Genomic DNA, 26788 nt, shown 5'->3' on the forward strand with positions numbered 1-26788 from the left:
GCAAGATAAAACGGTCTGTCGATAAAAAATATCGGCGGACCGTTTTTTTGCTGTATTTTGCTGTAGGGGTGAGCAAGGCGCTTGCGCTTTTGTCCCTGCAATCGAAATTTCATGCTTTCTTTCAAATAAGGCTGCCCAAAAGTCACTTTTTTTGGGTTCTATACTGAATGTGGTGGAAGTGGAGAATAAAGAGACTATTGACATCCTCCCCGATCAAAAAGTAGAGAAGTTTGAACAGTATTTGCTTTCCTGTGATACTAGTAAAGTGGAAATCGTCGTGATGGATTTATCGAAGTCATTTAAGCAGGCTGTCCTTAAGGTAGTAGGAGATCCATTAATCATTACCGACCGATTTCATTTCATGCGGCAGATTTATTTGGGGTTGGATGAAGTACGTGGAGAAGTTCAACGAGATGTAGATAAGGCGACATGTATTTTACATGAAGCGAAGTAAAAAGCTGTTGGGGAAATCGCCTTCCAAACTGTCAGAAGAAGGGTGGCACAAGGTTGAAAATCTTCTACAGATCCATCCCCATTGAAAGAAGCGTATGCGTTAAAGAACAGGTTGGATGAATGGGTTAAGACAGTGATGAGAAGACAGCCGGAAAAGGACTGGAGGAATGTCTGAAATGGATGCGTGCTTCAAATATAGAGGCATTTCGCCGTGTAAGAAAACAGTTGGAAAAAGAGATTTTACAGTCATTCATGTATTCTATTTAATAATGGGTATATTTAGGGGATAAACAATACGATAAAGGTTTTAAAACGAGATTCCTTTGGAATTCTATGGCAACAAGCGGTTAAAAGGCTCTATAGAGCGAAATAGCATAACAGAGGAAATAAGCGAGACTCCTGCGGAAAAACGGGCGGCCGAGACTCCACAGCGGGCTTTGCGAGGAGGCTCGGGCGTTCGTCCGCGGAAAGCAAGTTTATTTCCACTGCGGCTTGAGGATAATCGCTATTTTGATGGGAGGAGCCTTTCGATAAAGAGTTGGTGGCGTGAAAAATCACACCACCACATTTAACAGAGAACCTTTTTTGTGACGAATGGGACAGCCTCAATTACGCTTGATTTGACTTTTGTTTTTGGGTTTTCTCTTCCAGTTCTTTTAAACTGTCTTCAATTTGTGCTAAATACGTCTGGATGTTTTTCTGATGTGGCTCAATCGTATTCTTCCAAGATTCAATCGACGTTTTCATATCAGCCGATAGGTCCTTGATCATCGTAGCCCCTTCTTTAGAAGTTTGCGTAATTTGTTCCTTCAGTTGGAAACCTTCCTGTTTCAGTTTTTTAAATGTGTCCATTAAGTCATCTCTCCGCGCGTTCACTTGACCGCGGATTTCTTTACCCGAAGATGGTGTGCTAAGCAAGGCAGCTGCGGCGCTTACCGCTCCGCCAATTACAAAGCCTAATAAAATCGATTTGCTGTCAGCCATGACATACACCCCTTTCCCTATTATTATACTTATTTTCTCGAAAAATTCCGAGCTGAAACTACTATTTTCAAACTTCGACTTTTAGTCCGGCATTGACAGCCGTTTGTTATAGATAGTTCCCGACTGTTCCGGCGATTTGCTGCAGCTCATCCTGAGAATAGGCATTGGCATTTGTTTTCCAAATAGCATCAAATCCGTCTCCTTTACCGTAGCGCGGAATAAGGTGGATATGAAGGTGAAAAACGGATTGTCCGGCAGGCTCCTCATTGTTGTTTAGCAAGTTAAGTCCAACTGGCTGGAATGCTTCTTTGATGGCATTTGCTACCTTCGGAACTCTTTTGAACAATTCCTGCGCCACCTCCGGCGGTGTCTCGTAAATGTTTTTGGCATGCTTTTTCGGGATGATCAGCGTATGGCCTTTTGTGACCTGGCTCAAATCAAGAAAAGCATAGACATGTTCATCTTCATACACTTTGGCGGAAGGGATTTCTCCTGCCGCAATTTTACAGAAAATGCAATCCTCCGTATGGCTCATCAAATCGCTCCTTCTATGTAATGAAACCTTTATTTACTCTATTGTATAAAGGAAAGATGGCCTGTGTAAAGCAACTATACCTGTGAAAAAGCAAACGGACCGCCCGCAGCAGGAAAAGTCATCCGGTTGGACTTACCTGCTTTGGAACGGCCCGCTGCCGAAGAAGAAGGATATTCTAAGCATCTGTAGAATAACTTGTTGTAATTATAATGAATCAGAGTGTGATTCAGTCAATTACTGTTGGAAACCTTTCGTCAACACCCCATTTGGCTGAAGTAGTTGCTTTCCTGTAAGGAAAAGGTTTAATAAGTTTTCTTTAGATGGTCGATCACCAACACCTCATTCCGAGTAGTGGAGATGTAATCCTTTCTTCTTCCTTTACAGTTTGTGTTAGTAGAAGCAATCGTATTCACTGTTTTTTTGGTAAAACCCGTCATTAAATGATAAAATTTTATTGATTAAGAATGTACGAAAAGATGATGAGAGAAAGTGGGGAAGTACTTGGAACCTTTATTACATATTAAAGACTTATCAGGTGGATATACACATAAAAATGTTCTGCATGAAGTTTCGTTCGATGTTTTTCCAAATGAGATCGTCGGATTGATCGGGTTGAACGGTGCCGGCAAAAGCACAACAATCAAGCACGTTATCGGATTGATGCAACCGAAACAGGGAAGAGTCGCTATCGAAGGGAAGTCATTTCAGGAAGCCCCTGAAGCTTATCGCAGCAAGTTTACCTATATACCGGAGATGCCTGTACTATACGAAGAACTAACATTGGAGGAACATCTCCGTTTAACGGCCATGGCGTACGGATTGGATGAGCAAACCTTTCAAAAGCGGTTGACGCCGCTTTTGAAAGAGTTCCGGCTTGAAAAGAAAATGAAGTGGTTCCCTGTTCATTTTTCCAAAGGGATGCGGCAAAAAGTGATGATCATGTGTTCCTTTCTGGTTGATCCGCCTTTGTATGTCGTCGACGAACCATTTGTTGGTCTTGACCCTTTAGGCATCCAATCTTACTTGCAGCTGATGAACGATGTAAAGGCAAGAGGAGGCGGTGTGCTGATGTCCACCCATATTCTGGCTACAGCGGAACGTTATTGTGACCGCTTCGTCATTCTTCATGATGGAAAAATACGTGCGCTTGGTACCCTGCAGGAGTTACGGCATCAATTTGGCATGGAACAAGCAGCGCTTGATGATTTGTATGTTGAACTGACAAAGGAAGATGGCCATGTTTGATGCCAATCAGTTTTTTAAAGACAGGTTTTCTTCTCATATGAAGGAGATCAATCGTTACTTAAGGTACATTTTCACTGGTCACCTGGTGATTGCCATGTTGTTTTTCGTTTCGGCGCTGGCCTACTACTATCAGCAATGGCTGGCAAATATGCCTGAGGATTTTCCGGCCAACTTGGTAATGGGCATCGTTTTTGGTGTCATTGCTGCTTATAGCCCTTTCCGGACATTGCTAAAGGAAGCGGATATTGTTTTTTTGCTTCCGGCGGAGACGAAAATGGGGCCATATTTCCGGAATGCATTTATGTATAGCTTTGTCATCCAGCTTTATCTGTTGGCACTTGCTGCTGCCGCGTTGGCTCCATTGTATCATGCAGCGCGGGCAGAAATAGGAGGGCCTGCTTATTCCCTGATCCTGCTTCTGTTTGTTTTGTTTAAAATATGGAATTTGGCTGCCTCCTGGTGGATATTGAAAGTGCGTGATGCCAACCTGCGGGTGCTGGATTTCATTGCCAGGGTGGTACTGAATATTGCTGCATTTTACTTATTTGCCAGCGGAGAAAATTTGCTGGCAGGGTTTGCAACATTGTTGCTGGCTGGCATTTTTGGATATGACTATTACTTGAACCGGAAAAACGGTGGGCTGGCTTGGGATCTCCTGGTTGAGAAGGACAATGCCAGGATGCGGTCTTTCTACCGACTTGCCAATATGTTCACCGATGTACCACACTTGAAAAATCAAGTGAAAAAACGACATTGGCTTGTAGCATTATTGCTAAAGCGCATGCCTCTGCAACAGAATCGAACCTTCGATTATCTCTACCGGATCACTACCGTAAGGAGCAGTGATTATTTGGGCGTGTATCTTCGCTTACTCATCATTGGCGGAATTGCAGCATTTTTAGTGCCAAATATGTGGGTGAAAATCATTTTTTGCCTGCTGTTTCTTTATTTGAGTGGATTTCAGCTGACGAGTTTGTGGCAGCACCATCGTACGGTAGTTTGGCTCGATTTATATCCCGTAAAACCGGAATGGCGACGCACTGCCTTGCTTCGTTGGATGCTGCAATTGATGTTTGTTCAGACATTCCTGTTTGGCTTGTTGTTTTTGTTTATGCAGCTCTTCACAGGCCTGTTGATTGTATGGGCGGCCGGAGGTGCTTTCAGTTATTGGTTTGTCAACGGCTATGTAAAAAAACAACTTGCGTAAGGAGCGCATGTCTATGACTGAAATGAAAAAATATGAAAAACAGGCGCTGTCCGAGGCGCGCCGGTTCGTTCAATCGGCTGGTAGAAAATCGTCACTGCTTCAACGTAGTTCGAAGCAAATTCAAACTAAAATAAATCAAAAGATTCCCAATCAGGTTCACCAGCTTGTGACCGAAAGTATCCGCTCGATGATCGAGGTTTCTTTGACTTCTTCCCATTACATTTTGCCAGTCGATACTTCCGGGCTTGTTACATTGGAAGACAGGGAAGATGCTGTCAAGCACCGGCTCAAACAGTATAAACGCACAGCGATGATGGAAGGAGCCGGCACGGGTGCTGGAGGAATTTTGCTCGGCATGGCTGACTTCCCGATGCTGCTGAGTATCAAAATGAAGTTTTTGTTTGATGTCGGCCAGCTGTATGGGTTTGAAGTAAAGAAACACGAGGAAAGGGTGTTTTTGCTGCATGTATTTTTGCTTGCTTTTTCGAGTGATCGGAAGAGGGAGGAAGTGTTGCATATGCTTGTGAACTGGCAGGACGAAAAGGAACGGAGCCGTCAAGTGGATTGGCGTACATTGCAGCAGGAGTATCGGGATACCATTGATTTGGCGAAGCTGCTGCAATTGGTTCCCGGCTTTGGGGCACTGGTTGGAGCTTTTGCCAATGGGCGGTTTTTAGATAAATTAGGGGAGACGGCCATCAACATGTACCGTCTCCGTGTGTTAACCTGATTTATTTTTCCTGATAGGCTTTATAGGTTTGAGCCAGAGCTTTTGCCGCGATTGGCAGTGCCCGTTCATCAATATCGAACATTGGATGATGATGCGGATAATAATGGTCCTCTTTCTTCGCACCCGTGAAGAAGAAAGCGCCAGGCTTATCCAAAATGTAATAAGAAAAGTCCTCGCCGACCATGCCTGGCACCACTTCCTGCGAATGTTCCACCCCTGGCACCTGCTCTGCAGCTTTTAGAACAAGTGCTGCTTCCTCCGGGTGATTAATGACAGGCGGGTAGCCTTTTTCATAATGAAATTCATAATCGGCATCGTACCCGATACAAACACCTTTGATGACCTTTTCCATTTCTTCGATTATCAAATCCTGTATCTCCGGGTCGAATGTCCGGACAGTACCGGTGATTTTCGCTGTATCGGCAATAATGTTGAACGTGCTGCCGGATTGGAATGTGCCAATTGTCAAGACGGCCGTACCAAGGGGATCGATCCTGCGGCTGACGATATTTTGCAGCGTGGTAACCAGCTGTGAGCCAATGACAATAGCATCTTTTGTCTGATGGGGCTGTGCCCCATGGCCGCCTTTTCCCTTGATATTGATTTCAAAGCGGTCAGCTCCGGCCATAAACTCTTTCAACGATGTCTCTACCGTACCAAGCGGCGTGTTGGACCATAGATGAGTGCCGAATACTGCGTCCACGTCATCCAGGATTCCCGACTCCACAATCGATTTTGCACCGCCTGGAGCCAGCTCCTCAGCATGCTGATGGACGAACACCACGGTGCCTGGGAGTTCTTCCTTGAATTCATGGAGTGCTTTGGCAAGGACAAGCAATGTTGCTGTGTGGCCATCATGACCGCAGGCATGCATAACGCCATCCACTTTTGATTTATAAGGTACATCTTTTTCATCTTGGATGGGGAGCGCGTCAAAATCAGCTCGCAGAGCGACCTTTTTCCCTGGCTTGCCGCCTTTCAGGGTGGCCACGACTCCATTGCCGCCGACTTTTGTTTGATAAGGAATCCCCAGTTTTTCGTATGTATCAGCAATATATTGGGACGTTTTCTCTTCCTGGAAAGACAATTCTGGATATTGGTGCAGGTACCGGCGGATATCCACCATTTCCTGATAGTATTCATCTAACCGAGCCATGACTTTATTCCACAAAACAATTCCCCCTTTACCTTTCCCACCAGTATACCACAGCAGTAATGGAAGAAAAGTGATAACAACCTGGCGTTCTGAAAAGCTGGTTGTTATCTAATGGGGGGAGGGAATGTTTTGGGGTAGTGGCTATTTAACAAAAACCGAACAGGTTCGAATGGATAGATTCGAACCTGTTCGGTTTTGTTTTGGCTTTTATGCTTTTTTTGTTATAGTGTTGATTTGCCATTCAAAACATTGGTACGATGCTTAAGCCCTTAAGCCAACCTTGAGTCAGAAAGCAGGCGGTCGATTTCTTCCTTATGTCCGGTTTCATCTGCAATCATATCTTCCAGTTTCACGACTAACTCGGTAAAGCCTAACGCTTCCGCTTGTTTCTTGCGTTGTTCATACCGGTCAATTGTGTCCTGTTCAGCCTTACGCGCTTCCTCCAACATTGCTTTCACTTCTGTCAGCTGTTTCACTTCAGCGGGCTTCGTTATCGGGGTTCCGCCCAGGATAGCTATTTTATCCGATAAATACAGCGCATGGCCGATTTCGTCGTTGATTTCATCCTCGAAAAAAGGTTTTAGTGCGGATCGGTATAGTCCAGAGACGACAGCCGCATTGTATGTGTACATAATCGTAGCTGCATATTCGTTGGCAAGATCTTCATTCAATCCATCAATCAGTTCTTGTAATTGAGCACTGTCAGCCATCACCATCATCCTTTCCAAAATTAATTTGTTTGGCATAAATACAATTCCCTGGGAGTTTTTTTATAAACATTCCGGGAATTTATAAACAGATTGATAATAACAATAGTAATAGCAAGTCTAAAAAGGAGCAGAGTATGAAAAAACGAACCTATTTTTTTCTATCTTTTTTACTGTTGGCGATAGTGTCCAGCGCCTTTATTACCTTGGAAGTGTTATTTCGTGAAGAACCGATTTTAGATCGGTGGACAGCACCCGCCGTTCAAGGAATAGACAAGACTTTATTGTTCTTTGTATTCCGCTGGTTGACAGAATTGGGATCTGGCACGTTTCTCACGCCTTTTACGATAGTTGCAGCACTGTTTTTGCTGCTATATTCGCGAGATTGGCTGGCCGCGCTTATGATGGCTTCGGGCACCCTGCTCGGTTACCGGGTGAACCATTGGATCAAGCTGGCTGTCGAAAGAGAACGACCGCGGTTATTTTCAGAAGCTGAAGGAGTGGGGTATAGTTTCCCTTCCGGTCACGCCATGGTTTCTCTGATTGCCTACGGCCTGCTCATCTATTTTCTATTGAAATATGTTAAATCAGAGAAGTCAGCGCTATTCCTCAATATTTTTGGTATCTGCCTCATTTTATTAATTGGCGTAAGCCGTTATGTGATCCGTGTCCATTATTTGACGGATGTGCTTGGAGGTTATGCTTTTGGCTTTATTTTCCTGTCGATCTGGATTGGTTTTTATTCCTTTTTGCAACACCTCATCAAACCGAAATATCGCCGTCTCCGTCTTTAGACGGAGACAATCCCCTTCCACCGGTCGTTCAAGACCGGTGTGCTTTTTTTTATAATAGATTTAAGAAACGAAACGGCTACCTTGTCATTTTATCAGGATAAAGAATCGTGTATTGGTGTATTCCGTTTCATATAGGCAGGGATTTGACGATCCGAACCCGAATATTGAATGGATGAGGGGAGAATTACAAATGAAAAACAGCCAATTAATGCGCAGTATTGCAGCCATAGCCATTATATGTTTCGGAGCTGCGCTGGTATTAGCGAACATCGGCATCATCTCTTGGGACTTAGCGGAGGTCTGGTTATATGTTTATCCTGCTTTTTTCGTCGTTCTTGGGGTGAAGTGGACATGGGATGGCATCAGATATAAAAACGGCATTACGTTTGGTTCTTTTTTGATTGTGTTTGGCGGATTATTACTGCTTGACCGATTTGGAATCATTCCGTTTTCCTTCACAGATGTCTATAAATTATGGCCGTTGCTGCTGGTTTATTTGGGCTTCAGCATTTTTGGAAGTTCAACGAAAAGAAAGCGTAGGCGAAAATTCCAGTTTATTTTTGACACCGATGATCAAAAAGCGAATAAGAAAATACCCAAAAAACAACGCCTGGCTGTGGGAGAGCATAACTTCAGCGAACCAAACTGGCGGGTGGAGCCGATGGATTTGTGGAATGCCGTCGGAGACTATCATATTGATTTTACAAAAGCCTTCATTCCGGACGAGGAAATTCCGATAAGTATTCAAGGATGGGCAGGGGATATTCGGGTATTGATGCCGGAAAACGTAGAGATGTCGATTCAGGCACATGTCAAAGCGGGAGAAATCAATGTATTCGGCATGAACGCGGATGGAATGAACCGCGAGATTTTTTATGAAACACCAAATTACGACCAGGCTACTCGAAAGCTTGATATTTTCTTGAGTATGAAGGCTGGGTCAATCCGTGTAGACAGAGTTTAGGGGGAACAGGATATGTTAAAACGCTTGAATACGGTCCGGTATACCTATATCCGTTCGCTGTTATATGGGTTGTTTTTAACAACAGTCACTCTGCTGGCCATGCTTTTGTCGGTATTCGTCCTGTTCCAGCCGGTCTGGCTCGACGTGACAAGCATTTTTATCACGATTTTGTTATACATATGTTTAGGGGTGTTCATCTCTATCTATGTTGGCTTCAAGTCAAGCAGCGACATGAAAGATCGAATGGATTATTTATCGGTTCTGATCACACAATTATCTCGCGGCAACTACACTTCACGGGTGTATTTCAGCGAAGAGGATGAGATTGCGCGTATTGGCGATGAGTTGAATGAGCTCGGAGAGAAGTTGCAGAATCAGGTGAGATCGCTGCAAAGAATGGCGGATGAACGGGCGGAATACGCCAAATCAGCTCATAAGGCCGCTACCATAGAAGAACGTCAACGGCTTGCCCGCGATTTGCACGATGCGGTCAGCCAGCAGTTATTTGCCCTGACGATGATGTCCCAGGCATCTTTACGTCTGTTCGACCGTGATCCTGCACAGGCCAGAGAACAACTGGAGGAGATCTCAGCTACTGCATTGAAGGCTCAAACGGAGATGCGGGCATTGCTGCTTCACTTGCGCCCGGTTGATTTATCTGGCCAGCCACTGAAAAAAGGCGTGCAAGAGCTCGTAGCAGAATTACGACAAAAATGCCAAATTAACTTTCAACTAAAAGTGGAGGAAATCGAAGCATTGTCGGCTACTGCCGAAGAACACTTATTCAGGATTGTGCAGGAATCGTTGTCGAATACACTGCGGCATGCGAATGCGACGGAAGTCACGCTTCAGATTGTCGAAAGGCACAACGAATTATTTTTACATATAGCTGATAATGGGAGTGGATTCGACGTCAATACCGATGAGCGTAAAAAAACTTCTTATGGGTTAAAAACAATGAAAGAACGCTGTGAGGAGATTGGCGGAACTTTTACCATCCGCTCTCAAGTCGGCTCAGGTACTCATATTGATATTAGAATACCATTATAATGACAACAGAGGGGAAGGGAAACGGGAGGATGATCAAAGTAGTAGTTGTAGATGACCACGAAATAGTCCGAAAAGGCGTGATTGCCTATTTGAAAACGGAGCCCGGCTTAGAAATAGTCGGGGAAGCTTCAAGCGGCATACAGGGAGCAAAAGTTGCGAAAGAGACGAAGCCTGATGTAGTTCTCATGGATCTCATTATGGAAAACGGTACGGGGATTGAAGCAACCAGGCAAATCATGGGCGTTAATCCGCATTGCAAAGTAATTATTCTGACAAGCTATTATGACGATGAACAAGTTTTTCCAGCCCTGGAGGCAGGTGCTTACAGCTACATGCTGAAAACATCCAGCGCTGATGAAATTGCGGCTGCTATAAAAAAGGCGGCAGACGGGGAGCCGGTGATCGAACCGAAGGTAGCGAGTAAAATGATGACCAGCTTCCGCCCATCAGCTGTAAAGCCGCACGAACAATTGACCGAACGGGAACTCGAGGTTCTCATGTGCATCGGAGATGGCTTGACCAATCAGGAAATCGGCGAGAAACTTTATATCGGAATTAAGACCGTAAAAACACACGTCAGCAATATTTTGAGCAAGCTCGAAGTCCACGATCGGACACAGGCCGCTGTCTATGCACATAAAAACGGGCTGTTCCGTAAGTAATCAAGGCAGGGGATGTGCGTTAAGCGAATAATGCTTACAGGCATTCCCTTTTTTATAACCGGCCCTTGTGAGAACAATAGGCAAGCAATATTTTTTTACCGAAAATGATAGCATTGCCCTTGAAGAGAGACGCCCGAGGTATTTCTGAATATTTTCCCTTTGTTTTTGTTCCCTTCACTAGTATAATGTTTTTGAATGCGTTTGGAGAGAGGGGTATTTCATGGCAGGTAGTCAACAAACAAAAGAAAACATCCTGTTGATCATATGGGGACAAGCCGTAGCAGCGATGCTCGGAAGTTTGTTTTTCTCGGAATTCATGGGATACGACCCCTGTGAGTTATGCTGGTATCAACGGATCTTAATGTATCCGCTCGTCATCATTTACGGATATGCAGCTGTTAAAAAAGACATCCGTTTTGGGTTACCTGGATTAATTATGAGCGGAATAGGCATTTGTGTTTCGACCTATCATTATTTAGTCCAAAAGCTTCCTGCTCTTCACGAAGCAGGGGAATCGTGTGGATTGGTGCCGTGTAACGGCCAGTACGTCAATTACTTCGGCTTTGTCACCATTCCTTTTTTGGCTTTAATAGCTTTCCTTGTCATTTTTGTTTTACATATTATTTTGCTTTTACAACAAAGGAGAGGGAACGAGTGAATAAAAAAATGTGGATTATCCTTGGGGTAATCGTTGTATTGATCGGCGCTCTGATATTCGTCGTCAATTATCAAAACAACCAGAAAATGGCTGACAATCCTTATGGAAAAGAGAATCTGCGTCAATCGACCATTGATCAGCTCGATAATGAATTATACCAAAATCAGATTTTACCGGGTGAATTGGAAGAAAAGCTTGATAATCAAGAAGACGTAACCGTCTATTTTTACAGTCCGGAATGTGTCCATTGTCAAAATACGACGCCAGTGATTGTCCCGATGACGGAAGAGTATGGAATCGATTTGAAAAAGTTGAACATCCTTGAGTTTCAAGAGCCGTGGGAAACATATAATATCGAAGGAACGCCTACTGTGATTCATTTTGAAAACGGAGAGGAAGCCGCACGTATCAGCGGTGAGCAGTCCGTGACAACCTGGGATGGCTTTTTTCAGGAAAATGTGTTGGATGAAGAAGAACAATAACGTAGGAAAAGCAGGCTGTCGATAATAACGACAGCCTGCTTTTTTTCCTTAAAGAAAGACTCCTTCGCTCATCTTTCATGCCAAACGTCAAGCCGGTTCGATCATGTTTCCTTCTGTAGTATAGGATGGCCCTGCATGATAAGGCGGCCGTTTTTTTGACTTGGAGGAAGAATGCGCGGCCACAAACGCATCTGAATTCTTCCAATTTTGATAGCTTTCCTTGGAATCCCATTGAACCATTACCACGTATTTGTTTCCTTGTAAGGGCCGCAGGACACGGAGTGCCTGAAAGCCTGGAATGTCGTTCATGGAGCCGGCCCGCTTTTTAAACTGGTCTTCAAAGATCGGTTTTCCCTCGTACGTCACGGGAATATTATTCATAACGACAAAGCCGCTTTGCTGCAGCTCGCCATCCGCCACAAAACTTTCATAGTCTCTGGCTTGTTCGAAAATATTAGATTTTTTTCCTTCATAGTAAGCCATGGTGGAATCAGCAGCCTGCATTAAGTAAATCGGGATATCAGGATGATCTGATTGAATTTTCACGAGAAAATCATAAGTCCCATTCGTGATATGCGCTTTCATTTTCACTCGCCTGCCTTTTGCTTAATGGTTGGTATGTATAGTATATACCCTATAAGAATCAGGGGTATGCCCTTCCTTTATTTTAAGCTTAGCAAGCAGATCAAGTCCTTGCAAGTATATTTCAAGGAATGGAACAATCAAAAACAAGCCAGCTGTTCGTGGAATTCCTTTTCATACCCTTCCAGGACATCTCACGGTTAACTTCCTATTTATTGGGTGTGGGATCTGTCGTATAATGAAAAGAATGGCTTTACTTAGCTGCAGAAAGATTTAGATAAAGGTGGAAAATATGAACATAGATATTATTTTAAAGTGGGTAATTCGGTTGAAATGGCCGCTGCTTATCGGCGGTGCAATTTTTTTACTCGGTTTGATCGGTTATCTGACTATTTTATTCGGGGGCAGGTTTGTCGTTGATGACCAGGATCTAATCCTGCCTGCAGCATCGATTGTAGAAACAAAAGATGGGGAGAGAATCGGCGAAATCTATGATGAATATCGCCGTCCGGTAACCATTAAAAAAATTCCCGACCATGTGGAAGACGCTTTTGTGGCGATTGAAGACAACCGTTTTTACGAGCATGCTGGAGTCGATTTCAAGGCGGTGACGAGGGCTGTGTTCCGGGATATTGTTTCTATGGAAAAAGCGGAGGGCGGCAGCACGATTACCCAGCAGCTGGCGAAAAATTTATTTTTGCATAATGATAAGACATGGATGCGAAAAACGAAAGAGGTTATGGCTGCGATTTATTTGGAACGAAATTTCAGCAAAGATAAAATCTTTGAATATTATTTGAATGAAATATATTTTGCCCATGGAATATACGGTGTCGGAGCGGCGGCTGGATTTTACTTTAGTAAACCGGTTGATGAACTGACTGTCACAGAAGGGGCGCTTCTTGCGGCAATGTCGAAAGCACCCAACACGTATTCACCGCTTGTAGATGAAGAAAAAGCAAAAGAGCGACGTGACTTGGTGTTACAGCAAATGAACCAGCTCGATATGCTGAAGCCGGAACAAACGCTGCAGCTTCAAGGGAAAACACTGGGGGTCAACCAGCAGAAAAAGGAAGATAAACCATGGGATGCCTCCTATATGGATTTGGCAATTAAAGAAGCAGCGGAAAAATATCAGCTGACACTTCCGGAATTGAAGCGGGGCGGCTACAAGCTTGTTGTCAATGTTGACGAGGCAGCACAGCGGACCGCTTATGAACATTTTCAACAAGAGGAGTATTTTCCTGGATCGGCAGCGGGAGTGGAAGGTTCCTTTGTTTTGATTGATCACAGGTCCGGCGAAATTGCTGCTGCTATCGGAGGGCGTGATTATCAGATCGGCAGCATAAATCGTGTTACAACTGCCAGACAACCTGGCTCTACCATGAAGCCCCTTGCTGTATATGGACCTGCAATGATGATGGAAGAATATACTCCTTATTCGCTGCTCGTTGATGAAGAGCGGAGCTATGGGGATTATACCGCCCGGAATTATGACGGCTCTTATAGCGGGCAGGTAACCATGTATGAAGCACTACAGCAATCGAAAAACGCGCCGGCAGTCTGGTTATTGAATGAAATAGGAATTTCCAATGCAAAAGAGTATTTAGAGAAGATGGATATTTCCTTGTCTGATAACGGATTGGCTATTGCACTCGGAGGACTTGAACAAGGGGTTTCACCGTTGCAGCTTGCACAGGCTTACGGAACCTTTCCAAATGGAGGAAAAATGAAGAGCGCCACGGCCATCAACAAGATTTTTGATCGAGATGGAGAACTGCTGGAAAACCAGATACCAAAACCAAAGCAAGTATTTTCACCTCAAACAGCGTGGAATATGGTTCGGATGTTGGAAGCAGTGGTCGATAAAGGAACAGGAAAAGAAGGCAGCTATTCTGGTGCTTTGGCAGGAAAAACAGGCTCCACCCAGCATCCATCCGTAGATGGAAAAGTCAAGGATGCCTGGTTTGCGGGCTTCACACCCGAATACAGCAGCGCACTATGGATTGGATACGATCAAGCGGATGAAGGGCATTTCCTGACAGCAGGGAGTGAAATCCCCACCAAACTGACAAAAGCTATTTTGAGCGATCTTGACAAGCAGCAGAAACTGGCCGAAGTGTTTGAACAGCCGGAAAATGTCAAAGATGTAGAAGAACCAGTGGATTTACCCGAAATCACGGACCTGTCTGCTCGCTATAGTCTTGGCGGATTATCATTGGTCCGTGGGAAATTGACATGGACAGCTTCCGCTGATGATCGGATTCAGTACGAAGTGTACCGGGTTAAAAACGGAAATGAACAAAAGATTGGTGAAGTGGAAGGAAAGGGAACCTATCAAATCAATCGCATTGGCTTATTTGAACAGGCCTCTTACTATGTAGTTCCTGTCGACCCGTTGACAGGACAGCGAGGAAAACCATCGAATCAATCCGAGCTTTCCCTTGATTTTTAACGAAGGGTCTTTGTGGATGCTTTGTTGTATTTTTAATGGCACAGAGGAAACAAATCACGACACGATTACCAGGAAACCTTTATATGAGCCGGGATTTAACGCAGCGGAAGTCGGAGCGGCTGGTTAGCGCTCGATTCAAACGAACGAGCAAGCAAATTCCTGCTTAAGATTACCTCATCATATGATATTTTAAGGTTAGAGAATGGTGAAAGATCGACAGCTTGTGCAATTACGCACAAATTAGTGACAAATAAGGCCAATTGCTATACATCAAATTTATTAATCGGTATAGTGATTATGGAATGGATTAGAGATAAAGGGTGAAACGGATGGCAAGGACAATCAATGATACAATACTGAAAGCATTCAGGGGGGAACCGACCGATTATACGCCTGTATGGTATATGCGACAGGCAGGACGGTCACAGAAAGAATACCGGGAGTTAAAAGAAAAATACTCCCTGTTTGAAATTACACATCAACCAGAGCTTTGTGCTTATGTGACGAGACTTCCGGTCGAACATTATGGAGTCGACGCTGCGATTTTATACAAAGACATTATGTCGCCGCTGCCGGCCATTGGAGTGGATGTGGAAATCAAATCCGGAATCGGACCTGTCATCGACAAGCAGATCCGCTCTAAGAGCGATGTCGAAAAACTTGGCACGATCGATCCTGTCTCCGACGTCCCTTACGTACTCGAGACAATCCGGCTCTTGGCAGAAGAACAGCTGGATGTACCGTTGATCGGATTCAGCGGCGCACCGTTTACGTTGGCAAGTTACATGGTCGAAGGCGGACCGTCAAAGAACTATCATAAAACGAAAGCGATGATGTATAGTGACCCGGCTGCTTGGTTTGCCTTGATGGATAAGCTGGCCGACATGACGATCACGTATGCCAAGGCACAAATCCAAGCGGGTGCAAAAGCATTTCAAATTTTTGATTCGTGGGTTGGCACCTTGCATGCGGCTGATTACCGAGAATACATCAAACCGGTGATGCAGCGGATCTTTTCAGAACTAAAAAGTGAGGGTGTTCCCTTAATTTTGTTTGGGGTCGGGGCTCGCCATCTGATTTTGGAGTGGAATGATCTTCCTGTAGACGTCCTCGGTCTGGATTGGCGTACATCGGTAATGGAAGCACGGGAAATGGGAATTACCAAAACACTGCAAGGGAATCTTGATCCCGCCCTGCTCGTTTCAGATTGGAAAGCGACGGAAATGAAAGCGCAGGCGATTTTGGATGAAGCAGATGGCCAACCGGGCTTTGTTTTTAACCTCGGTCATGGTGTGACGCCGGAAATCGAACCGGCGACCTTGAAAAGGCTGACAGATTTCATCCATGATTACTCCAGCCGCAAGTAACGGTTATAGAGAAATTAGGAAGAAGAGATAAAAAAGCTAAGAGGTGTTGGAAAGTGGCAAAGAAAAAAATTGGTTTACTGGTCATGGCTTATGGTACGCCATATAAAGAAGAAGATATTGAACGTTATTATACGGACATCCGGCACGGCAGAAAGCCGACACCGGAAATGCTGCAGGATTTGACAGAAAGGTATCGCGCAATCGGCGGAATATCTCCGCTGGCGGAGATTACCAAACAGCAGGCACAAGGCATCGAAGAACGTCTCAATGAAATCCAGGATGAAGTGGAATTCGTCCATTACCTTGGCCTGAAACATATCGAACCGTTTATCGAGGATGCTGTTGGGCAAATGGCTGCTGACGGAATCGAAGAAGCTGTATCGCTGGTGCTGGCTCCACACTATTCCACTTTCAGTGTCAAGTCATACAACGGCCGGGCTCAGAAGGAAGCAGAAAAGCATGGCAGACCGCAAATCACCTCGGTCGAAAGCTGGTATGATGAACCTGGCTTTATTGATTACTGGGTTAAAGCTATTTCCAAAGTTTACGGCCAAATGGACGAACAAGAAAAAGAGAAAGCAGTTTTGGTCGTTTCGGCACATAGTCTTCCTGAAAAAATCTTAGAACACGGCGATCCGTATCCAGACCAATTGAGGCGGACAGCCGAGTTGATTTCGGAAGCTACCGGCATTGAACAATACGAATTGGGCTGGCAAAGCGAAGGGAATACACCGGATCCTTGGTTAGGCCCTGATGTCCAGGACCTGACGAGGGAGCTTTACCATGAAAAAGGTTACCGTTCTTTTGTTTATGCTCCGGTTGGATTTGTCGTCAACCATTTGGAAGTACTATATGATAATGATTACGAATGCAAGGTTGTTTGTGACGAATTGGGTGCGAACTATTACCGTCCGGAAATGCCGAACGCAAAGCCGGAATTTCTCCATACGCTGGCAGATGTAGTTTTGCGCAAATACCGTCAAAGTAATGATCACCATGCCTGATTTGAAACAAATCGTCATCGTCGGCGGTGGTATTACCGGCTTGACTGCTGCTTATTACCTGCAGAAAAGGATAAGAGAAGAGCAGCTGCCATATAAAGTGAAGCTTGTGGAAGCGAGCGAACGTCTTGGTGGAAAAATCAAATCTGTTAAGCGAGATGGCTATACTTTCGAACGCGGTCCTGACTCGTTTTTGATCAGAAAGCCGTCTGCAGCACGTCTGGTCAAGGAAGCAGGTCTGGAGGATGACTTGATCAAGAACGGAACCGGCCAGTCGTATATTTTGGTGGATAAAAAGCTGCATAAAATGCCAAGCGGTTCTTATATGGGCATTCCTACTCAAGTTAGTCCGTTTTTGTTTTCCGGAGTTTTTTCCGTCAAAGGGAAACTGCGTGCCGGCTTGGATTTTATCAAGCCAAAAGGAAAACAGGCCGGCGATCAATCGCTAGGCTTGTTTTTCCGCCGGCGTTTCGGCGATGAGTTGGTCGAAAATTTGGTTGAACCGTTGCTTTCCGGTATATATGCCGGAGATATTGACGAACTTAGCCTGATGGCGACATTCCCTAACTTTTACGATTTGGAACAGGAGCATCGCAGCCTGGTGAAAGGGTTGCGTAAAACCGTGCCGAAAAAGAAGAGCAACAAGGGGAAGAAGCCGAGCATGTTTTATTCGCTTAAGAATGGTCTGGAATCTTTGGTCGATGCTGTGGAAGACAAGCTTGAGCCCGGAACGGTCGTAAAAGGAACAGGTGTGGATCATATCGAACAGAAGGATGGCCATTATCATATGCTGCTCAGCGATGGTACGGTTATCCAGGCTGATTCCGTAGTAATGGCAACCCCACATTTCGCGGCAAGACGGATGCTCAGCCAGTATGAGTTCATGGATGTTTTCAAAGAAATGCCAGCCACATCGGTTGCCAACGTCGCTCTTGCCTTTGATCAGTCCGCGATCAAAAAAGATATCGATGGTACAGGTTTTGTTGTTTCCCGGAACAGTGATTATCGGATTACCGCTTGTACATGGACACATAAAAAGTGGCCGCAATCTGCTCCGGAAGGAAAAGCGTTGCTCCGATGCTATGTAGGCCGGCCAGGGGATGAGCAGGTGGTTGATTTATCCGACCAGGAAATCGTCGATATTGTGCTTCAAGATTTAAAGAAAATCATGAAAATTACCAAGGAACCGGAGTTTGCCGTGGTAAGCCGATGGAAAAATGCAATGCCCCAATATGCAGTTGGACATAAAGATCGTTTGAATCATGTCCGTGCTAAGATGGAGGCAGAGCTTCCCGGTTTATTTTTAGCAGGAAGTTCCTATGAAGGAATTGGTATTCCTGACTGTATCGATCAGGGAGAAGCTGCGGTTGATCAGGTTCTGTCATTTTTGCATCAACAAAGATAAAGACACGAAAACAAGCAAAGGAAATCTTCCTTTGCTTGTTTTATAGCCGTTCTATTCCTTGAAGTGGGACAGAGAAATTACTTGAACAGAAAAATGAAAGCTTGCAGAAAATCGAAAAGATTCTCTGCAAGCTGTGTATTTTGCATAGACTGCTAAGGTTCCGGCTTCTTTATCTGGCGGGGTGATCGCATTGGTCACATAAGTTTCCATAACAATCGGCTTTTTCAATTATTTCTTTCCCACAATTGTGACACTTTTTTCGCGGCAGATTTTTGAAAAACTCCATAATGCTCAGCAAAGAAAATCCCCTCCACATGTCGTTGTGGTTTCATTGTATTATAACAGAAAGAGAAAATCAATATTTTGTTTTATAACAATTTAAAAGAGGTGAATGCCCATGAAATGGACAGTGATTGGCTATTGGGGAGCATATCCGGAGAAAGGAGAAGCAACTTCTGCCTATCTGATCGAGCAGGATGGTTTTCGGTGTTTGATTGACTGTGGCAGTGGTGCTCTTTCCCGGCTGCAACGTTTTGTCGATGTTAAGGAACTGGATGCCATTGTTTTATCCCATTATCACCAAGATCATATGGCGGATATCGGTGTGTTGCAGTACAGCTGGCTGGTACAGAACAGTTTGCATCACACGAAACATAAACTGCCGATTTACGGACATGGCGAGGATGAATCAGGTTTTGCCGCCTTGAACCATCAATTTACCGAAGGAATTGCTTATCAGGAAGGCGATATCCTCGATATTGGTCCTTTCCAATTTACCTTCCAGCGGACAACACACCCGGTTCCATGCTTTGCGATGCGGATTCGTATTGGAGACCAGGTTATTGTCTATACAGCGGACAGCAGCTTTGATCAGGAATTGATCCCATACTGCAGCAAAGCTGATTTGCTTATCAGCGAGTGTAGTTTTTATCATGGGCAGGACGCTGCCAAAGCAGGGCATATGACGAGCAGTCAGTGCGGTCGGCTTGCAGCTTCGGCTGGAGCAAAACAGCTGCTTCTTACGCATCTTCCCCACTTCGGGAACAGGGAGGATTTGGTCAAAGAAGCTCGAAGAGAATATGACGGACCAATCCAGCTGGCCTATGAAGGATGGGTTTGGCAAGGGTAAAAAAGTCCCATGAATTGCTCTTGTCTGAGACTTTCGATAAAATAAGGAAAGACAAGCATTAAGGAGGGTATAATCATGTTGTTTATCGATAACGAGGGAATTACCGATCCTCATATCAATTTAGCGATCGAAGAATATATTCTGAAAAACTTTGGAGCAGACGATACATATTTACTGTTCTATATTAACGAACCTTCTATCATTATCGGAAAAAACCAAAATACCATCGAAGAAATCAACACTAATTATGTCGATGCCAATGGTATTCATGTTGTCCGCAGACTTTCCGGAGGCGGCGCAGTCTATCATGACGAAGGGAACTTGAATTTTAGTTTTATTACCAAGGACGATGGCAACAGTTTTCATGATTTTGCAAAATTCACCGAACCGGTAACCGATGCTTTGCAAAAGCTGGGGGTCAACGCTGAACTTAAGGGACGCAACGATATTGTTGTAGATGGAAGGAAAATTTCCGGTAATGCCCAATTTTCCACGAGAGGTCGTATGTTCAGCCATGGCACGCTGATGTTTGATTCCGAGATTGAAAATGTAGTTTCGGCTTTAAATGTCAAAATGGAAAAAATCAAATCAAAGGGAATTAAGTCGATTCGCAGTCGTGTGGCCAACATCTCGGAATTCCTCGAAGAAAAGATTACGATGGATGAGTTTAAAGCGTTGATTCTGCGCTACATTTTCGATGTAGAAGACGTAAAAGATGTCCCGCAGTACAAACTGACAGAGGAAGACTGGAAGAATATCCATCAGTTGTCTGAAGAGCGTTATCAGCGCTGGGATTGGAATTACGGCCGTTCTCCTGCGTTCAATATTCAACAATCCCATAAGTTTCCGGCGGGCTCTGTCGATGTTCGGCTTGATGTCAAAAAAGGAACAATTGAGAATGTGAAAATTTACGGCGACTTCTTTGGCGTCGGCGATATAGAGGATGTCGAGTCAAAGCTGATCGGTGCCCGTTATAATCGCCAGGCAATCGAAGAGGCATTGCATGACATCGATGTCAGCCATTATCTAGGCAAAATCTCCAGAGAAGAGTTTGTTGATTTAATCTATTAAGCAATCGTACAAGAGGAAGAGGCTGCGATAAAAGTTTCAGGCCAATGCAACCGAACGATGATTCGAAACTGACCATTCGAGCTCGTTCGGTTTTTTAATGGTAAATATAAATGTGGAAGTAGCACTCTCCTAAAAATGGTGTGAACGCTTCACTCCGGGCATCTCGCTTTCTTCTCCTTATAGGGAGAGGTCGGCTGTAGCCTTTCCACGTTTCTCCAGTTTTTTCTAACGCCATCTTGCTAGAAAACAAGGTTTGTCTTATAATAAAGGATAAGGCCATAGTGAATGACCATTCATTCAGGGGAGGGGTAACATGAATATAAGTGATCAAATTTCTATCACCGCCAAACAACATCCCGAGAAAACGGCATACATATTTGAAGGCAAGGAAACGAGTTATCTGGAATTGGAAGGCATGATCAACAAATTTGCCGATAGTCTTGTGGGACTTGGTTATCAAAAGGGAGACCATCTTGCACTGGTGGTCGGAAATAGTCCGCATTTTGTAATCGGCTTATATGGAGCATTGCGGGCAGGAATCATTGTCATTCCCATCAATCCGATTTATACTCCCGATGAAATCTCGTATATTTTGCAAAACGGGGATGTCAAAGGAATCATTACCATGGATGTGCTTGCCGGAAAGTTCGCACAAATCTCGGACGTTCTAGAGGATGTAGAGCATATGATTATTGCGGAAACCGGAGCCGGTACCGAGACAGTCGGCGCTGTCTTATCAGCAAAAATGAAATCGTTTTCAAAATTGATGGAAGAAGGAAATGTTCGTTTTGATCGTCCTGAGCTTCAAGAAGATGATATTGCCCTGGTGCTCTATACTTCCGGTACGACGGGAAAACCGAAGGGCGCCATGCTCACCCACCGTAATCTTTATTCCAATGCCAAGGATACGGCAGATTACCTGGAGATGGACGGCGAGGATAAAGTAATCGCGGCTCTTCCGATGTTTCACGTCTTCTGTTTGACGGTAGCATTGAATGCGCCGTTGATGAATGGAGGAACGGTGCTGATTGTACCGAAGTTTTCTCCTGAAGCAGTGTTCAAGCTGGCAAAAGAACAACAGGCGACTGTTTTTGCCGGAGTTCCGACGATGTATAATTATTTGCTGCAAACCCCTGGAGGGCATGCAGATGACTTTCAGAGCATAAGGCTTTGCATTTCCGGAGGGGCTGCTATGCCAGTGGCACTATTGAAAAATTTCGAGCAAAAATTCGGGGTGATGGTATCCGAGGGCTACGGTTTGTCGGAAGCATCACCGGTTACTTGTTTCAACCCATTGGATCGTGAACGGAAACCTGGTTCTATCGGTACCAATATCAAAAATGTCGAGAATAAGGTGGTAGACGAGTTGGGGAACGAGCTTCCGCCTGGTGAAGTAGGTGAATTAGTCGTTCGTGGTCCCAATGTAATGGCCGGATACTACAAGCTGCCGGAAGAAACGGAGGCAGTACTGCGGGACGGCTGGCTGTATACAGGAGATATGGCCAGAATGGACGATGAAGGTTATTTTTACATTGTCGACAGGCGAAAGGATATGATTTTGGTCGGCGGTTACAATGTCTATCCGCGCGAGGTGGAGGAGGTATTATACGAGCATCCCGATATTGCTGAAGTAGCTGTCGTCGGTATGCCGGATCCTGATCAGGGAGAGACTGTCGTCACCTTTGTCGTCACGGAAAACAACGCCTTGAAAGCCCCGGATGTTATTGCGTTTTGCGGAGAACGGCTTGCTAAATATAAGGTGCCTGCCGTTGTAGAGTTCCTGGATGAACTGCCGAAGAATACGACTGGTAAAATTCTACGGAAGCAGCTGCGTGATAAAGTGGCTCAATTATAAGCGATATAGCAGACAGATAAAAGAATATGGTAAAATTTAAGAATCTCCTGCCCAAGAACGGCGGGGGATTCGTTTTTCTGAGAATGAGAATTCCGGCAGGAGGAAATCAGATGAAAAAGTTGCTGGCAGCTTATTTGTTCTTTCTTATGATTATATGGGGATATTTCCTATTCTTTTATCCGTTGGAGACGTATGGTAGTTCTAATTACGCAGCTATGGCGCACTCCATGTACTTTTCCAAGCTTCCACTCGAATGGCTGTTGTTGTATACCATCATCAAAAAAGGCTGGTCGATGGTATGGATGGAACATATCGAGCGATTCACAGGCAGACTTTGGTTAAAAACATTGCTTTTTTCGCTGCTGCTGACTGTCGCTTATCAGTTCGTTCGCCTTCCGTTCAATGTCATTTGGTTTGCCATCAGCAGAAGAGAAGGAACCAGCAATCAAACAGTCGGAAACTGGTTCTATGAGCTTGGGCTGGACAGTCTGTTCTTCTGGCTCGTTTTAGCAGCTTGTATTTATGCGGCGTTGGTATTGATGGCCAGATTTAAAAATTGGTGGTTTGGATTATGGTTGCTCGCGCTTCCGGCAGCTGTGTTCGTGGTGTATATTCAGCCAGTTTGGATCGATCCATTGTATGAGGACTTCACGGCAATGGATCCCGGACCGCTACGAACAGCAATCGAAGATTTGACGGAAAAAGCGGGACTGAAGGATGCTACCCTGCTTCAAGTCGATATGAGTGAAAAAACCACCACTTTTAATGCCTATGTCACCGGAATTATGGGGAATGCCCGGATTGTCCTGTGGGATACGACACTAGAAGGAATGCCGCAGGATGAAGTGCTGTTTATCCTCAGCCATGAGATCGGCCATTATGTGAAGCATCATGTGTACATAGGAGTGGCTGGCTATTTGCTACTGAGTTTGCTTTTGCTTTATGCTGGTGCGTTGCTTTACCGGGTTGTCTGCAAGAATGTTTTAACGAAACAGTCATCTTCTCGTTGGAATGATTTGCGAGCTGTTCCGATTCTGTTGCTGATTTTTTCTTTGCTGCTTACTGCCGCACAACCACTGTCATTAGCTGTTTCCCGGCAAATCGAGGCTTCTGCCGATCGTTATGCAGTAGAGAAAAGCGACAGTGATCAGCTGCGGGCGGGCATTTCCAGTTTTCGACGAATGGCAGAGCAGTCGAAGAGCGATGTGAATCCTGCTTTTTGGATAAAGTGGCTGCGGTACAGTCATCCATCGATTCAGGAGCGAATTAATCGAATTGAGAAAGAGCTTACGGAGCGTGAAACCAATTCGGGCAGTTCTTCGTAAATAGAAGGGAAGGGATGGGATGAACTTGATGATTGATTTTCAAGAACAACTAATGAATGAAAAGGAAAAGATGCGAGAAAAGCAAAACTTGAACACCCAGCTTATCGTCCTGGCTGCCCAGTTGGAAGATTTACGGAAAACGGAAGCCCGGATGAAGCGAAGGCTGGAAGATGAAAAAGTGGATGTGGAAAAACTAGAAGGAATCAGCCTAAAAGGTGTTTTTATGACGATCGCCGGAAAAAAGGAGGAATTACTTGACAAAGAACGGCAGGAGGTACTGGAAGCCCAATTAAAGTGGAAGGAAGCACGTTCCGCCCTGGAAGAGTTGGAACGGGAGCATAGCAGAATCTCTGCCAGAATTGAATCACTCGGTTATCCGGAAGAACAGGTGGAACGCCTCCTGGAGAAAAAGGAGCAGTATTTGTTGGAACACGGGCATCAGGCAGGAGAAGAGCTGCTTGATCTGTCGGAAGCGATTGGCGAGTTGCGGGCAGATGCCAACGAAATCAAAGAAGCCCTGGCTGCCGGCCGGGAAGCATCAAGCGCTCTTTCCAAGGCGGAAGAAGCCTTGCGCAGTGCAGAAAATTGGGGGACGCTCGATATGTTCGGCGGTGGGATGATCACCACAGCAGTTAAACATGGTCGCATTGACGATGCGAGTAAAGAGGTACACGTAGCCCAACGGTTGTTGCGTAAGTTTTCGAATGAACTTGATGATATCGGTAACTCGTTTGCAGTCGACGTTTCCATATCCGGCGGCTGGACTGTGGCTGATTACTTTTTTGACGGCCTGATAACGGACTGGTTTATTCAAGGCCAAATCAAGGATTCGCTTGAACAAGTCAGCACAGTCAAAAGGGAAACCGATCGGACGGTGGCCAAGCTGGAGGAACTGTTCGGAGATGTAAAACGTAAAATCGAGGAACTGGAGGGAAATAAACGCCGACTGCTTGAAACACCGCTCTAAGGCCGGCGGTGGGTGACCATATCTTCCTCCTCCGTAATGAAGAAGGGACGATCCGGACAGTTGGATAACAATCCGAGCTTTTCCAGTTTCAAGTAGTTGACTTGTTTGTCGGGGTCTCCTTCTGTTACCGGAAGCTTTCCGGTTTGCTCACGATAATGGTCGACAGCTTGCTGAACTTTGTCCAGGTCTTCGGCGAGCTGTTTATCTTTTTCCTCGAAGATCTCATACGTTTCCCGGGACATGTAGTACGTTTGTTGCGGCTTGGCTTCCAAATAGGGAGCAAGCAGCTGGTAGTCAATCGTCCTGTCGGAGTTGATAATCACTTCCAACGGTATTTCAGAGGCCAATTCTGCGCTGTATCGCCGGACGGCATCTTTCACCTCTGAAAGGCTCACCGGCTTAACGGGGAGTTGTTTCTGCTGCGACTCGTTTTTCTGTTTTTTGTTCTTTTTCCACATGGCGTTTCCTCCTTATTTGAAAGATTTAATACCTTTGATATATCTAGAGTATAGCAAACCTGCACGCCGGGGTTAAAACGTTTTCATTATGAAGAGGCGAGTATGACAAATAGCCGTATTTTTTTACAAAAAATTCAATTTATTCTACCATTTTATTCAATTTTCTGGTAAATTAGGGGTAGGCCTTTCACATGCCTAACTATTGAATGAAGGGATGGTAGTCTATGATGTATGAAACGCATTATGAAGTAACTCCGCTTACGCTTGCTGTCATTGGAGGGGATAAAGGGAACAGGTTTTCTTCCCGGGTCCTGGAAGAAGAAGAAATAATCCAGGTGAAACAGCCGGCAAGCAAAATCATCGACCTTGCCTGTAAGTTCTTTGGGAGCAGTCTGCGGGGCAGGCAGGAAGGGACCAAGGATATCTGCAACATTACACACAAAGTACCTGTCTCCATTGATCCTTCGAGCGGTATGTATTTTTTCCCCACAGCTTCTCCTAATAGCCCTCAATGCTCGTGGATTGCCCACTCGCATATCGATCGAATCAGCAAGGCTGCGAATCAATCCACAGAAGTTATCTTCAAGAATGGAACTTCCATTACACTCCCTGTTTCTCACGGCATCATTTTGAATCAAATTCAAAGGACTGCGCAATTTCGTTACTTGCTTGATCACCGGATTAAGTATTTGTGGAAGAATAATGCTGATATGGTTGCTGAGCCTTTTGTATAAGTTCCCGTAGAATGGTTTCCACTTTTTTTCGAATGGCAGGATTAAAATAGTTTCTTTTTTCTTCTCGTCCCTGACAGATAAATAAAAAAGAGGAGAAAGAATCATTTTTATTTAAAGAGACGACCTGCAGCTGTTCATTTGCCATACGGCTCCGAAGCTGTCGGCGTTCTGCTACAGCTTCCTGCTCCATTTTGCCAAGCAGGTCTGTGTAAGGCTCTTTGATTTTGAAACTGCCTGTTTGAATGCTCTGCAGATCCTTTTGGATGACCACAATGGCCATGGAAAGAAATAGAAAACGGGAAGCAACGGAAAGCTGTTCTTCGCTGAGATAACGCACAATTACTCCTCCTTACCGAACATGTGTTCTATTATACCCCAAACCGATTGATTCTAAAACCAAAACCTGTGAAAAAAGTAAATAAAGGCAGTGAAAGGCCGGAAACACGAAGCAGGTCAATAGGACATCGGCATGGGCTGTTATTTTTTCTGTATTTCGGATACCCTATGATTGGGTGATAAAAAATGAAAGCAACCGAATTGGAAAGCAAGCGTTTCGACAAAGCGCTTGATGAAATTCTCGATTTATTCAACAACCTGGAAAACGATGCACCGATCATTGATTTCGGGCAGGATGTCCTCGACAATATTGCACGAGCCAAAAAGAAATATGGAGATAAAATGGTGGACGAAAAAATAAATACAGTAGTAAGGGAAATGCTTTCCTGGCTCGAACTGGATGATGTGAAACTGGATTCGGAGGAAGAGGAGAATGAGCAGGACGGTGAATCCTGAAAAAGCTTATATGCGTCGAA

General features: G+C 44.8%; 29 protein-coding genes. 21 read left to right on the plus strand and 8 right to left on the minus strand.

From position 1 onward, the window contains the following. The first annotated feature begins 151 nt into the window (after positions 1-151). Positions 152-454: a transposase gene (locus ERJ70_RS04535; protein WP_209367471.1), complete on the plus strand. Its 303-nt coding sequence runs from the start codon at positions 152-154 to the stop codon at positions 452-454. Positions 455-1062: 608 nt separating this feature from the next. Here the strand turns inward: ERJ70_RS04535 and ERJ70_RS04540 are convergent. Both ERJ70_RS04540 and ERJ70_RS04545 read right to left on the minus strand, forming a co-directional pair. Further along, positions 1063-1437 carry a YtxH domain-containing protein gene (locus ERJ70_RS04540; protein ID WP_209367473.1) on the minus strand — a complete coding sequence of 125 codons (375 nt, stop codon included), beginning with the start codon at positions 1435-1437 and terminating at the stop codon, positions 1063-1065. A gap of 106 nt (positions 1438-1543) precedes the next feature. Next, positions 1544-1972 carry an HIT family protein gene (locus ERJ70_RS04545; RefSeq protein ID WP_209367475.1) on the minus strand — a complete coding sequence of 143 codons (429 nt, stop codon included), beginning with the start codon at positions 1970-1972 and terminating at the stop codon, positions 1544-1546. Between the two features lie 501 nt (positions 1973-2473). On the opposite strand from ERJ70_RS04545, the gene ERJ70_RS04550 reads away from it, so the two are divergent. From ERJ70_RS04550 to ERJ70_RS04560, 3 genes are read left to right on the plus strand one after another with little or no spacing between them, the layout of a single operon-like run. Further along, the gene (locus tag ERJ70_RS04550; protein ID WP_209367477.1) at positions 2474-3217 is read left to right on the plus strand and encodes an ABC transporter ATP-binding protein; all 744 of its coding nucleotides are present in this window, start codon (positions 2474-2476) and stop codon (positions 3215-3217) included. Beyond that, positions 3210-4424 (plus strand): ABC transporter permease, encoded by a 1215-nt coding sequence (locus tag ERJ70_RS04555; protein WP_209367479.1) that lies wholly within the window; start codon positions 3210-3212, stop codon positions 4422-4424. The genes ERJ70_RS04550 and ERJ70_RS04555 overlap by 8 nt, the downstream gene beginning before the upstream one ends. A gap of 13 nt (positions 4425-4437) precedes the next feature. After that, entirely contained in the window at positions 4438-5154 is a 717-nt protein-coding gene (locus ERJ70_RS04560) for an EcsC family protein (protein WP_309507323.1), read from the plus strand. A 1-nt stretch (position 5155) separates the two neighbouring features. On the opposite strand, the gene ERJ70_RS04565 is transcribed toward ERJ70_RS04560, so the two are convergent. Next, a complete protein-coding gene (locus ERJ70_RS04565; RefSeq protein WP_309507324.1) occupies positions 5156-6325 on the minus strand; it encodes a M20 metallopeptidase family protein in 1170 nt (389 codons plus the stop codon). Positions 6326-6579: 254 nt separating this feature from the next. Continuing rightward, positions 6580-7056, minus strand: coding sequence for a ferritin-like domain-containing protein (locus tag ERJ70_RS04570; protein ID WP_245208114.1), 477 nt, complete (start codon positions 7054-7056; stop codon positions 6580-6582). 98 nt (positions 7057-7154) lie between these two features. Here ERJ70_RS04570 and ERJ70_RS04575 point away from each other — a divergent pair, with 98 nt between their 5' ends. The 6 genes from ERJ70_RS04575 (at position 7155) to ERJ70_RS04600 (ending at position 11627) form a co-directional block, all read left to right on the plus strand. After that, complete coding sequence (locus tag ERJ70_RS04575) at positions 7155-7811, plus strand: phosphatase PAP2 family protein (protein WP_209367481.1); 657 nt, start codon at positions 7155-7157, stop codon at positions 7809-7811. A 190-nt stretch (positions 7812-8001) separates the two neighbouring features. Then, positions 8002-8775: a cell wall-active antibiotics response protein LiaF gene (gene liaF / locus ERJ70_RS04580; RefSeq protein ID WP_209367482.1), complete on the plus strand. Its 774-nt coding sequence runs from the start codon at positions 8002-8004 to the stop codon at positions 8773-8775. Positions 8776-8787: 12 nt separating this feature from the next. Then, on the plus strand, positions 8788-9825 hold the full coding sequence (locus tag ERJ70_RS04585; protein WP_209367484.1) for a sensor histidine kinase: 1038 nt from the start codon (positions 8788-8790) through the stop codon (positions 9823-9825). Between the two features lie 29 nt (positions 9826-9854). After that, on the plus strand, positions 9855-10487 hold the full coding sequence (locus tag ERJ70_RS04590) for a response regulator transcription factor (protein WP_209367486.1): 633 nt from the start codon (positions 9855-9857) through the stop codon (positions 10485-10487). 220 nt (positions 10488-10707) lie between these two features. Beyond that, positions 10708-11145 carry a disulfide oxidoreductase gene (locus tag ERJ70_RS04595; RefSeq protein WP_209367488.1) on the plus strand — a complete coding sequence of 146 codons (438 nt, stop codon included), beginning with the start codon at positions 10708-10710 and terminating at the stop codon, positions 11143-11145. Further along, positions 11142-11627, plus strand: a complete 486-nt coding sequence (locus ERJ70_RS04600) for a thioredoxin family protein (protein WP_245208115.1) — start codon at positions 11142-11144, stop codon at positions 11625-11627. Before ERJ70_RS04595 ends, ERJ70_RS04600 begins: the two co-directional genes overlap by 4 nt. A gap of 87 nt (positions 11628-11714) precedes the next feature. Here ERJ70_RS04600 and ERJ70_RS04605 read toward each other — a convergent pair whose 3' ends face one another. Then, the gene (locus ERJ70_RS04605; RefSeq protein WP_209367490.1) at positions 11715-12212 is read right to left on the minus strand and encodes an antibiotic biosynthesis monooxygenase family protein; all 498 of its coding nucleotides are present in this window, start codon (positions 12210-12212) and stop codon (positions 11715-11717) included. A gap of 289 nt (positions 12213-12501) precedes the next feature. On the opposite strand from ERJ70_RS04605, the gene ERJ70_RS04610 reads away from it, so the two are divergent. The 4 genes from ERJ70_RS04610 (at position 12502) to hemY (ending at position 18437) form a co-directional block, all read left to right on the plus strand. Continuing rightward, positions 12502-14664 carry a transglycosylase domain-containing protein gene (locus ERJ70_RS04610; RefSeq protein ID WP_245208116.1) on the plus strand — a complete coding sequence of 721 codons (2163 nt, stop codon included), beginning with the start codon at positions 12502-12504 and terminating at the stop codon, positions 14662-14664. 329 nt (positions 14665-14993) lie between these two features. Continuing rightward, positions 14994-16031 carry a uroporphyrinogen decarboxylase gene (hemE, locus tag ERJ70_RS04615; protein ID WP_209367491.1) on the plus strand — a complete coding sequence of 346 codons (1038 nt, stop codon included), beginning with the start codon at positions 14994-14996 and terminating at the stop codon, positions 16029-16031. 53 nt (positions 16032-16084) lie between these two features. Beyond that, complete coding sequence (gene hemH, locus ERJ70_RS04620) at positions 16085-17035, plus strand: ferrochelatase (RefSeq protein ID WP_209367493.1); 951 nt, start codon at positions 16085-16087, stop codon at positions 17033-17035. After that, positions 17028-18437, plus strand: a complete 1410-nt coding sequence (gene hemY / locus ERJ70_RS04625) for a protoporphyrinogen oxidase (protein WP_209367495.1) — start codon at positions 17028-17030, stop codon at positions 18435-18437. The genes hemH and hemY overlap by 8 nt, the downstream gene beginning before the upstream one ends. 169 nt (positions 18438-18606) lie before the next feature. On the opposite strand, the gene yhfH is transcribed toward hemY, so the two are convergent. Further along, the gene (gene yhfH, locus ERJ70_RS04630; protein WP_309507326.1) at positions 18607-18753 is read right to left on the minus strand and encodes a protein YhfH; all 147 of its coding nucleotides are present in this window, start codon (positions 18751-18753) and stop codon (positions 18607-18609) included. 81 nt (positions 18754-18834) lie between these two features. Here yhfH and ERJ70_RS04635 point away from each other — a divergent pair, with 81 nt between their 5' ends. The 5 genes from ERJ70_RS04635 to ERJ70_RS04655 all read left to right on the plus strand — a co-directional run bounded on the left by ERJ70_RS04635 (position 18835) and on the right by ERJ70_RS04655 (position 24784). Next, entirely contained in the window at positions 18835-19566 is a 732-nt protein-coding gene (locus ERJ70_RS04635; protein ID WP_209367498.1) for an MBL fold metallo-hydrolase, read from the plus strand. A gap of 75 nt (positions 19567-19641) precedes the next feature. Next, positions 19642-20637 carry a lipoate--protein ligase gene (gene lplA / locus ERJ70_RS04640; RefSeq protein ID WP_209367500.1) on the plus strand — a complete coding sequence of 332 codons (996 nt, stop codon included), beginning with the start codon at positions 19642-19644 and terminating at the stop codon, positions 20635-20637. 313 nt (positions 20638-20950) lie between these two features. After that, positions 20951-22492: a fatty acid--CoA ligase family protein gene (locus ERJ70_RS04645; protein WP_209367502.1), complete on the plus strand. Its 1542-nt coding sequence runs from the start codon at positions 20951-20953 to the stop codon at positions 22490-22492. A 110-nt stretch (positions 22493-22602) separates the two neighbouring features. Then, the gene (locus tag ERJ70_RS04650; RefSeq protein WP_209367504.1) at positions 22603-23817 is read left to right on the plus strand and encodes a M48 family metalloprotease; all 1215 of its coding nucleotides are present in this window, start codon (positions 22603-22605) and stop codon (positions 23815-23817) included. A gap of 28 nt (positions 23818-23845) precedes the next feature. Continuing rightward, positions 23846-24784, plus strand: coding sequence for a hypothetical protein (locus ERJ70_RS04655; protein WP_209367506.1), 939 nt, complete (start codon positions 23846-23848; stop codon positions 24782-24784). Here the strand turns inward: ERJ70_RS04655 and ERJ70_RS04660 are convergent. After that, a complete protein-coding gene (locus tag ERJ70_RS04660) occupies positions 24781-25242 on the minus strand; it encodes a DUF3939 domain-containing protein (protein WP_209367508.1) in 462 nt (153 codons plus the stop codon). The two genes, ERJ70_RS04655 and ERJ70_RS04660, sit on opposite strands and share 4 nt — an antisense overlap. Before the next feature lie 224 nt (positions 25243-25466). Between ERJ70_RS04660 and ERJ70_RS04665 the strand changes: the two genes are divergently transcribed. Continuing rightward, positions 25467-25976, plus strand: coding sequence for a competence protein ComK (locus ERJ70_RS04665; protein ID WP_209367510.1), 510 nt, complete (start codon positions 25467-25469; stop codon positions 25974-25976). On the opposite strand, the gene ERJ70_RS04670 is transcribed toward ERJ70_RS04665, so the two are convergent. Beyond that, positions 25924-26313 (minus strand): YhjD family protein, encoded by a 390-nt coding sequence (locus tag ERJ70_RS04670; RefSeq protein WP_209367511.1) that lies wholly within the window; start codon positions 26311-26313, stop codon positions 25924-25926. The genes ERJ70_RS04665 and ERJ70_RS04670 overlap by 53 nt on opposite strands. 185 nt (positions 26314-26498) lie before the next feature. Here ERJ70_RS04670 and ERJ70_RS04675 point away from each other — a divergent pair, with 185 nt between their 5' ends. Next, positions 26499-26768, plus strand: a complete 270-nt coding sequence (locus ERJ70_RS04675) for a hypothetical protein (protein ID WP_209367512.1) — start codon at positions 26499-26501, stop codon at positions 26766-26768. Positions 26769-26788 lie beyond the last annotated feature (20 nt).

The sequence above is a fragment of the Sediminibacillus dalangtanensis genome (assembly GCF_017792025.1).
GTDB lineage: Bacteria > Bacillota > Bacilli > Bacillales > Amphibacillaceae > Sediminibacillus > Sediminibacillus dalangtanensis.